Below are 10,421 nucleotides of genomic sequence, written 5' to 3' on the forward strand. Positions count from 1 at the left end.
CAAATCATTAAATCACTTTTTTATAAACCGCTCAGAAAAGCTACCTCTTTCAGAATCCACTTTAACAACATACATACCTGTTTCAAAGCTTTGTATATCAATCACTAAAACTCCTTTTACTTCTTCATCTGTTACATAAACAATCTCACCAATTGTATTAAAGATTTGAACTGAAACATTTTTACTTTCTATGTCAATAAAACTAATATTGATTTTTTCTTTTGCTGGATTAGGATAAATTTTAAGCTTATTACTGTCTGAGTTACTTTCGATACCAAGAACTAAATGACATGAGTCAGAAATAGTATTTGAATTTTCTATTGTTTTTCCAGGTATTAAGGTATGGCTAGCAAAACCAGTATATGAACTTGGATAATATGTGCATCTAAAAACACTATTCATTGATGGGGTTGTTCCTTGACTAATTACTCCAGTATTTTTTACCGGATTAATGTATTCCCATACTTGCATTCCAGACGTTGTAGTCTCAATAAAACTACCAGACCCACCAATACATATTAGAACATTCCCATTTGGTAATTGTTGTGCTCCTGAAATGTTTTGAGAGTATAAACCATTTGGATCTCCGTAATTGTAATTCCATGAAGTAGAACTTGGCAAAAAAGGTAGTGAAATATCATATGTATAGCCATTTACTGGAGGATTTATTATTTCTACAGTAGAATAATTTCCATCTGGTCTTCTTACTCCATTATTAAAAATCATAATTTGGTCTTCGAAAGGATAGCCAGTCGGAATCCAATACGCATTATGCTGTCCATATAATTTTTGAGTTGCACTAGTACCTTTGTCATAAGCTGCTGGATTTCCCCATCGGTACAATAAATCACCACCAGCTCCTGAATTTCCTCCAGTATGGGATGCCGCTTCTGCGGTTGATGTACTATGATCAATTATCCAGATTTCATTGAAATTATGCGAACTCAATACAATCTGATCTAATACAGGATTGTAATCAATCGAATTCAAATGTATCCAATCTTCGTTTGTAGTAGTGCTCTTATAATTAATATTAATTAGTTGATGATTTGACGCAATTGCTCCAAAATTAGGTTTATTGTTGTCATAATCCTGAACTAAATGATCCCATAAATGCCACTCCCAAACGATTGTTCCTCCATTTATTCCTTTGGGTTGCACTTCAATTATATATTCACTCCAAACAGTTGTCGGAGCTAAAGATGGATTTAAACCTGCTGCAATTGCTTCTGTCTTGGTTTTTGATTCCCAGGCAATTATTAATACATTTCCATTGGGCATTGCTTTTACATCGTGATGCTGACATTTCGTAGCATCAGAAACGATATAGCTCCATACTACATTTCCATCCCAATCAATTTTCTCAACAATTCCACCTGATCCCCCAACTTTAAAAGTTGTATTATTTGTATTCCCTGTTCTCAGTAATGTCCCATCGGATAAGAGGTAAACTGACTGACCAGGTTTATATGCACTTTGCCAGCTTTTTACTTTTTTACCACATTTGTCAATCAAATAAGTGGTTGTACTTGTATTTGGAGCAAAAAGCACATAACCATCATCTAATGAATTATTCTCATGTTGAATAAGTCCAACTGTCTGACCTTTAACAATATAGCTAAATAGTAGTATGACAGCAAACAGTGAAAAATACTTCATAAAAAATGTTGTTTTGAGTTAATTGTTCATTACTCTTTTATAAATCGCTCAGCAAAAATTCTACTATCACTTTCTAATCTAACTATATAAATACCTGCATCATATCCTTCAATATTTATAGTTTTTATATCGGATGAACGATAAACTACTTCACCAAATGCATTAATAACAGAAACAGAAAACTTTTCACCTTCACTTTCATAAAAATTAATATTAAGCTTGTCTTTTGCTGGATTTGGATAAAGCTTTAAGCCTTTGTCATTTTCGTTTGTATTGATTGAAGATGTTCCTGCATCTCGGACAAGACGTACATAATTATAAATTCTGATTACATCTCCTTGTGGACCATGACCATTTGGATAATCAGCAGGATCACCTACTTTCGGGTCGCTTCTTTGACAACCAGCACCATGAACATCCATTAAGGTATAATTACCAGAGTTTGGTGGTTGTTCCATAAAACCAAGTCCTTCTCCAAAACAAACATATGATGCAAATCCACCTGATTTTTGGGTTTGCATTGTAGCATGTGTTGTTCCACTCCAATACTGCGCATAATTATCATTTCCACCTTCATCCTTAATTTTTGTGCAACTAAATAGAGGATCAATTGCAGAGGAACTGCTTGTAGAAGGCGATCTTGTGTAGTCAACAATACTTTGAAGTTCTTTAACATTTGGAAGTCTCCAATCTGAATGACTTGCTATTGTTGCATTTTCAGCATAGCTTAATGCAGCTTCCCATGTCATTCCACTTCCGTCATCATCTTGTGTCCACATTAAACCAGTTGCATTATCAGTTATAGTTTTGTCTCCATTGTCTTTAAAATTATTTTTACCATAGTCAGTATTTCCACGGACATACATAATGTAAAACTGTTTGTCAACAGACTGCCCAGGCATTGGTCCAGTAGGATAGCCTTTAATACGACCATCGGCAAAGTTTACCCCAAACATGGTTTCTGCTCCCATCATAGTAGTACCGACATAAATATTCGATGAAGCCATTTGCGCATCAATAAGGCGTTCGTTTGCGCTTAAATCACCATAGCCAAAATCAAAATAATTAGTATCGATATAAGGAACCAAGCCAGCAGTTGATGTTCCTGAATATCCACTGGGGTCTTTACCACTAAACACAATAAGTGAATACATTTCTTTTATGGATGGCAGTCTCCAATCGGAATAACCTGCCAAACCAAATGTATCGGCTGCAGCCATAGCCTCATCATATGATAATTTATCATCATAATCAATGACCCCATCCCAATCTAAATCAGGGCTTTTTTGCCACATTAAACCTGTCACATTATCTGTAACTGTTCCATCTCCATTGTCTGTATAATCAGTTGCATATCTTGTATAATGAGCATCTTGGCCATAGAAAGCCTGACCAGCAGTTGGAGCCGTAATTATTGACATCGAATCGTAATACAGTTTCTGATCAGTATCTACAATAGAAAAAGTGATTTGAGCAAAGACAGTATTCAGTTGTATAATCAGTACTAGGATAAAAGAAAAAATAATTGAGACTCTTTTCAAGATATTTTTCATGGCATTCAATTTATATAGATGAAGTAATGTTATTCAAAACTACGTGCATTTCAAATTGGATTAAAATATAATAGATGAATTGATGGATTTTGAAGACGAATTGCAATTAAATAAATCTGGATTTTATAAACTCATCAAAACCTTCTTTATACTTAACCGAAACTGATATTCGTAAATCTCCAAAAATAATGTTACCTCTTTCAATGGTTGTAATACTATTGAGATTTACAATAAAGGAACGATGCACACGCATAAATTGTTCTGTGGGAAGTTTTTCTTCAAGGGATTTCATAGTGAGTAGAGAGAGAATTGGTTTGACCTCTTGTACATATATTTTCACATAGTCTTTCAATCCTTCAATATAGCGGATGTCAGACAATTTGATTTTAACCAATTTATATTCAGATTTTACAAAAAGGAAATCATCTTTTTGTTCTATAGTGGTTTCCGCTTTCTCTTTTAAATCAAAAAAAGCTTTGGCCTTATTAGCTGATTTCAGAAATTCTTCATAACCATAAGGCTTAAGTAAATAATCTAAAGCGTCTACTTTAAAGCCTTCGAGTGCATATTCGGCATAAGCTGTGGTAAAGATGACTTTAATGCTTTTATCTAGAGTTATAGAGAACTCTAATCCGTTTAAATCAGGCATTTGAATATCAGCAAATATTAAATCAACCTGATGATCATTGAGAACTTCCATGGCATTAAATGCACTGTTGCAAGAAGCCGTAAGTTCAAGAAATGGTGTTTTCTCAATAAAAGTGCTTAGCTGTTTTAAGGCTAAAGGTTCATCGTCCATTGCAATGCATCGAATAATCATGATACGGGGATTTTAAGATAAATAGAATAGGTATCTTTTGAATCAGTGATCGTTAGATCATGCTTGTTTTCATATAGTAATTCCAATCTTTTCTTCACATTGCTTAATCCAATACCCGAATCCTCTTCAATCTGTCCTTTTTGATTATGATTGCTATTGATGCATAAAAACTCAATGAATTCATCAGACTGAGTAAGTGATATTTTAATAAAAGAAGGATGACTATAACTGACTCCATGTTTGAAAGCATTTTCAATAAAGGAGATGAAAAGCAATGGAGGAATACTCACATCGGGTAATTCATCGGGTAATTCAATGCTTAATCCAACTTTCTCATCAATACGAAGTTTCATTAAATCGATAAAGTTTTGAATAAATGCTATTTCTTTTTTCAGGCTGCTCTCCCCTTTTTCTGATTCATATAGCAAATAGCGCATCATACCAGATAGTTCTATAATTGCTTTCTGCGAATCCTTTTTATCAATATCAATCAGGGCATGAATATTATTCAGTGTATTTAAAAAGAAATGAGGACTTATTTGGTTTTTCAAAAACGCTAATTCTGATCGCAAGTTTTCCTTTTCCATTTCTCTCAGGCTTTTTTCATCAGCAAGCCATTTCTGGGTTACACGCAAAGCAGTTGAGAGTCCAACAACTAAAAAAGAAATCAATACATTATTGATCAACATTATAGAGCGTTTCGGAGGATGATCTTGTGGAGGAGGTCTGAAGTTATGATCTGGAGGCCCAAATCCAGGTTGTGGATGAGGTGGTAAACCTTGAGGCCTTGCTTTTACTCCTTCAAAAAGAGGCATGAATAATTCCCAGGCTAATGCAAGTAGAGAAACACTTACAATAACGACAATGATATACAGCACTCTTTCTTTTCGGAAAAAGAGTTTGGGAACAAACACATAGGAATTTACAAGAAACAGGATAATGAAAATAGCTGTTCTGATCCATGCATTGAAGGTGCGATGATCCCACATCATTCGCTTGCCCTCTGCATCCATTAGAGGAATTGTAAAAAGAATGATGCAAATGGCTATAAATGCAAATACACGAATGAGATTATTTTGCTTTTCCTGAATCATTTTTCTGCTGTCTCAAAACTACAATTTATTGATAGCTTAATTGAAAACTAATTCAATATTCAGCTAATTGAGGGGATGATGCAAATATTATCGATGAATCAGGATATTATATCGACAAATTAGTTTCTTTCGCTAATTTCCAGAAATCCCAATAGTATATAAAATCACAAATAACAATCTTCAAATTTCAAATAAGTTACAATGTTTAAAACCACAATGATTAAAAATTTTATCAAAGTTTGAATCCACTCTGAAAAGTGCACGAAATAGTTCTCAGCACCTTTCCGCCCTACCCTGAAGGGAGAAGTCTCTGAAAATCAGCATTTAGAGCATTGTAGCAAAACCTGATTTTCTATTCCAAGTATTACACACTTTGAAGATTGGACTCAAGTTTAAATAGTTGTTTATTGCTATTTGGAGTTTGTTTGTCATTTATGCTTTGTTATTTGGTGCTTTATCTCAAGAATTAATTTACATATAGGATAGATACAAATCAATTCCTAAAGATTTATACTGTACAGTTTCACCACTTTTCGTTCAGAACTCAAGTAATCATTTTCCTTATACAGAAAATAGGCTGAGCCATCATGCAGCTGTATATTGGATACAAAGGAAAATGGGAGTTTCTTTTCTGATATAAGCTTACCTGTTTTAAGGTCAATTTCTTTTAAATAACTACTTCCTGATTTTTCAAACAGCCCATATACCTTGTGTGTTATTTCATCCAGAAGTATTTCTCGTTTCCAATTCCTGTGTTCGAAGTAATCAATTTTAACTTGTGATACTAATTCCAGATTGGAGGTGTATTTTTCTATTTGTCCATCTACATGATTAAAAAGATACAAATATCCATTTAGTTTAAAAATAGGCACATAAACAGCTTTATTAATCACGTGATTATAATAATGCAGGTTCAATAAATAACGATTATCTACATTCGGATTCATGTTCAATCCAGCATAAAAATCATCTTCATCTTTATACATACCGGCTTCTTCAATAACTGTCATGTGCTTTTTATAGGACAAATTGCGGCCAGCCAGATTATTCAAATAATTGAAATCATATTCTTTATCATTCTGAACGCTGACTCCCCAGTTAGCTGCCTGATTCAGATAATCTCTATTATCAAGTATGCGAAAATAATTGAGGGTCGAATCTGCATCTATGCTGACATAGGTATAAAGTTGGTTAGTGACGTAAAAGCCGGATAAAAATCCCTTGTTATAATTACACAAACAAGCTAAACGGATTCCCTCATTGTTATTTGTATACAGATACTTAAATTTAAACTCATTGTTGACATACTCCATTGAAAAAACCTGATCGTCCTGTACCAATTGGATCTCCCGATCACAATCTTTTTGCAAATAACTTGCTTTACCAGCTAATTTTGTTTCTGAAAGAGTATCGCCAAAAACATCGATCATAAAAATAGATGAACGATTATAGCGTTCATAATAACCTAAAACAGCTAGATTTTTCCGATAGAATTCAAAGTCCAGTATGTAAATGTTCCCATCATTCACCACTTGACGTATAGCTGAAAAAGTAAATTCAGGAAGTTTTAAGCTTTCTTTTTCCATGAAAACATCCATATTCATAGCTTCTTCAACCCAAACAGTTTTTTTCTTGTATGCAACATGAGTGAATTCTAATTGCAATGGCAATGAATTCAAAGCAAAACTGACTTTCCCATTCTGCGAAGTAATTGTGAAAGAATTAAAACCAATAGTTTTAACATGAACATTTGCTAAGCTTTCCAATGTTTCACTATCACTTACTGTGATTTCTACATCCTTTCTATTTTGGGCATACAATTCAAATTGAAATGACAATAGTATGAGTGCTATGAAAAATATCTTTTTACGCATAATTCGGAGCTGAATTCATTTATAAATTTAGGCATTCATACGGCTGATAACAAGATACAACTAGTATATCAGGATTATCACTTATTAGTCATGTAAATCAATAAATTCAGCATTAATAAATAGATACACTATCAGCCATCATTAATATCTTATTTTGATTTTAACCATATTTATATGTATATTGCTTATAATTAAAAGTCTATTATGATCAAGCGTAAAAGCAGCATAAACCTCGCTGATGTAGCGGTTGCCAAGCGAAAAATTAAAAATCAATTCCTAGACAAAATCAACAAAAGTGTCAATTGGAAATTGATTGACGAGAAGATCAATGAAAAATACACGAGAGGTGATCGCGTTGATGGCCGCCCTGCTTACCCCGGATTACTCCTCTTTAAAATGTGTTTACTCGAAGAATGGTTTAATATATTTCATAATAAAATAGACTTCTATGTTAATGACTCCATTAGTTTTACCCATTTTATCGGACTAAGTTTAGATGATGAGGTCCCATCCAGCTCAACGGTAAGTCGGTTCAGAATAGAACTGATCAAAAAAGATTTATACAGCGAGCTCATTTCAATGATTAACCAACAATTAGACAGTAAAAACTTAAGAGTCAGAAAAGGAACTTTAAAACAGGCAGCAATTTTGCATAAATAATAAAAAAAACAATTGATATAATAATTATTGTTTGCAAATTTGCAGGTAAATAAAATGATTATCTGTTAATTAGAATTACATTTTTATAATTTATTAATGTTCCTAAGCACCCGAAATATTAGCGTTATTTTTCTATTTTTGGCCTTATCCATTTCCGGATTTGGACAAAGTCCAAAGAAATATTTCAAAGAGGGTGAAAAATATCTGGAAGAAAGAAAATATATGCTTGCAGTAACCAAGTTTACTCAAGCACTTCGAATGGATCAGGAATACAAAGATGCCTACGTCTTCCGAGCAAAAGCATATTTTGAATTAGGTGAAATAGAAAAATCTGCTAACGACTATGCAAGTGCTGCCAGTTATGAGAAGAAGAATCCTGAATTTGCCTTCAATGCTGGAAAAATGTATTATAATTTAGGCAGCTATTTTAAAGCAGTCGATTACTTGAACCTTTGTACCGAAATTGATAAAAAGCATTTAGACGGCTATGATTATAAAGTAAGGGCTTTAATGGCTCTTGAAAATTACGATGCAGCCTTATTTGAAGCTGAAAAAGCGATAAAAATAAAGAAAACAGCCATAAGCCATTACAATTTGGGAAATGTAGCATTTCATTTAAACGATTTAGAAACAGCCTACACCAATTTATCCAAGGCAGTGAAATTGGATAATAAAATGAAGGAAGCCCATTTTACTTTGGCCAAATTATTTTTCAAATTAGAAAAATCAACAGAAGCATTAACTGCCATTAATACAGCAGCAACATTGAGTCCTAAAAGTTTTGATGTTTATAAATTGAGAAGTGAAATTTATTATCACCGAAAAAATTATGTCAAAGCAATTAATGATTTAACCTACATCCTAATAAATATTAATCCTGAAAATGCAGACATATATCTGTTGAGAGGTGATTATTATATGGAAAACAATAAATCATATAATGCAGTTAGCGACTATTCTCAGGTACTCATACTGGCACCATTGCGTTTTGATGCAGTTTTCAAACGTGCCAAGGCCTACGAAATAATTGATAACAAAGAAAAAGCTGTCCAGGATTTTGAGGATTATTTGAGTAGGATTGACCACAATAAAGAAGAGAACAGAGTTGATATTTATTATGCTAAAACGCATGTTTTTGAGCTAAATCGAGAACAAAATAAACCTATAATCGATTTAACATGGCCCGTGACAAAAAGGGATTACCTTTTTGAAATACCCCTGAATATTGACAAAATATCCCTGAAAGGAATAGTAAGAGATCAAAGTGCGTTGAAATATTTTAAGATCAATAATAGCGAGTATCCCATCGATTCAATTACACTTTCTTTTACTTATTCATTAACAATAGCGAACTTAGAAAAGGTTGTTTTTGAAGCAGAGGATATTTATAATAATTATCAAAGTATTACTTATACAATCAAACGAACAGAAACAGATCCACCCGTTATACACTTGTATAGTCCTTTTGCGTCTGATAATGGCGAAATCGTATTGCAATCAACAAATCCAATACTGTTCGTAGAGGGTAAAGTAACAGATCAAAGTGTTATCAAATCAATTATGATTGATAATACCTATGCCAGTTTCCTCAGCACAGAACAAAATCCAACTTTCTCTGCTTATTTAAATATCAGTGGGAAAAATGAAATTACCATTTCAGTCATCGATATTTACGATAATGAAACAAGTATTAATTATCATTTCAATAGGGAATTAGCCAAATCAGATGCTGAAAATCCCATGGGAAAAACTTGGGTTGTATTTATTGAAAACTCCGATTACAATCAATTACAAGACCTAACATCCCCTGCAAAAGATATCAACTTGGTAAAGGAATCACTGAAAGATTATAATATTTCGAATTTCATTTACAAGCAAAACCTGACAAAATCTGAAATGCAAAGGTTTTTCAGCATTGAGTTAAGGGATTTGGTTATTGATAATAATGTAAACTCCATTGTGCTTTGGTATGCCGGACATGGAAAATATACCAACGAAACAGGTTATTGGTTGCCTGTAAATGCAAGTTTTGCAGATGAATTCACCTATTTTCCAATCAATAGTTTAAAAGCTGCCATACAGCCTTACTCTAAATATTTAAAACACATATTGGTTGTGACCGATGCCTGTGAAGCAGGTCCTTCATTTTATATGGCATTACGAGCAAGTCCACAGCAGCGCGATTGCAGCGATTGGACTGATACTCGACATAAGTCTGCCCAGGTGCTTACATCTGCTGGAAACGAACCTGCTGTTGATAATTCAAAGTTCACACAAACATTTGCTAACGCTCTCTTGTATAATCCCGACTACTGTATTTCAATTGATGATATAGTGATTAAAGTAAATAAAGCCTACGAAGAAGCAAATGGCCAAAACCCAAAGTTTGGTAAAATTGCCGGTCTTGAAGATGAAAATGGAACTTTCTTCTTTATAAAAAAATAGATCCCTCTAACATTCATTTTTTTAATATTTCACTAATCATATTATTAATGCCAATGGGGCCAAATTATAGAATTTAACTCCTGAATGGACATTTTGATATCAAATTATACGGATATTCTTTATTATACCACAAACATATTTACTGTAATACCATTCATATTAAGGCCACTGATTTGCATAAACTTCATTTTTCTCCTGAAAACAAATCAATGGAATCTGTGGCAATTTTCACATCATAGGTACAATTGATATTCAAATTAAATTATTAAATATGCAATGATATGTTGATTTTTCATCAAGTAGAAACAACTTTATA

Annotated in this window: 7 protein-coding genes; 2 read left to right on the forward strand and 5 right to left on the reverse strand. The window is 33.1% G+C overall.

Features of this window, described 5'->3' with window-relative positions; all coding sequences use genetic code 11:
- Positions 1–12 precede the first annotated feature (12 nt).
- The 5 genes from HOG71_16950 to HOG71_16970 form a co-directional block, all read right to left on the reverse strand.
- Positions 13–1,659, reverse strand: coding sequence for a T9SS type A sorting domain-containing protein (locus tag HOG71_16950; protein ID MBT5992536.1), 1,647 nt, complete (start codon positions 1,657–1,659; stop codon positions 13–15).
- 29 nt (positions 1,660–1,688) lie between these two features.
- Positions 1,689–3,212 carry a DUF1566 domain-containing protein gene (locus HOG71_16955; protein ID MBT5992537.1) on the reverse strand — a complete coding sequence of 508 codons (1,524 nt, stop codon included), beginning with the start codon at positions 3,210–3,212 and terminating at the stop codon, positions 1,689–1,691.
- A 106-nt stretch (positions 3,213–3,318) separates the two neighbouring features.
- On the reverse strand, positions 3,319–4,032 hold the full coding sequence (locus HOG71_16960) for a response regulator transcription factor (protein ID MBT5992538.1): 714 nt from the start codon (positions 4,030–4,032) through the stop codon (positions 3,319–3,321).
- Positions 4,029–5,126: a histidine kinase gene (locus HOG71_16965; protein MBT5992539.1), complete on the reverse strand. Its 1,098-nt coding sequence runs from the start codon at positions 5,124–5,126 to the stop codon at positions 4,029–4,031. The genes HOG71_16960 and HOG71_16965 overlap by 4 nt, the downstream gene beginning before the upstream one ends.
- A gap of 500 nt (positions 5,127–5,626) precedes the next feature.
- Positions 5,627–7,000, reverse strand: coding sequence for a hypothetical protein (locus HOG71_16970; GenBank protein MBT5992540.1), 1,374 nt, complete (start codon positions 6,998–7,000; stop codon positions 5,627–5,629).
- A 204-nt stretch (positions 7,001–7,204) separates the two neighbouring features.
- Here HOG71_16970 and HOG71_16975 point away from each other — a divergent pair, with 204 nt between their 5' ends.
- Positions 7,205–7,660, forward strand: a complete 456-nt coding sequence (locus HOG71_16975; GenBank protein ID MBT5992541.1) for a transposase — start codon at positions 7,205–7,207, stop codon at positions 7,658–7,660.
- A 96-nt stretch (positions 7,661–7,756) separates the two neighbouring features.
- Positions 7,757–10,105, forward strand: a complete 2,349-nt coding sequence (locus HOG71_16980; GenBank protein MBT5992542.1) for a tetratricopeptide repeat protein — start codon at positions 7,757–7,759, stop codon at positions 10,103–10,105.
- The last annotated feature ends 316 nt before the right edge of the window (positions 10,106–10,421 follow it).

This window comes from Bacteroidota bacterium, from assembly GCA_018698135.1.
In the GTDB taxonomy this organism is placed as follows: domain Bacteria; phylum Bacteroidota; class Bacteroidia; order CAILMK01; family JAAYUY01; genus JABINZ01.

Coding starts and splice junctions, on each gene's coding strand:
- HOG71_16970 (MBT5992540.1), bottom strand. CDS start 7,000: ATGCGTAAAAAGATATTTTTCATAGCACTCATACTATTGTCATTTCAA.
- HOG71_16965 (MBT5992539.1), bottom strand. CDS start 5,126: ATGATTCAGGAAAAGCAAAATAATCTCATTCGTGTATTTGCATTTATA.
- HOG71_16980 (MBT5992542.1), top strand. CDS start 7,757: ATGTTCCTAAGCACCCGAAATATTAGCGTTATTTTTCTATTTTTGGCC.
- HOG71_16950 (MBT5992536.1), bottom strand. CDS start 1,659: ATGAAGTATTTTTCACTGTTTGCTGTCATACTACTATTTAGCTATATT.
- HOG71_16960 (MBT5992538.1), bottom strand. CDS start 4,032: ATGATTATTCGATGCATTGCAATGGACGATGAACCTTTAGCCTTAAAA.
- HOG71_16975 (MBT5992541.1), top strand. CDS start 7,205: ATGATCAAGCGTAAAAGCAGCATAAACCTCGCTGATGTAGCGGTTGCC.
- HOG71_16955 (MBT5992537.1), bottom strand. CDS start 3,212: ATGAAAAATATCTTGAAAAGAGTCTCAATTATTTTTTCTTTTATCCTA.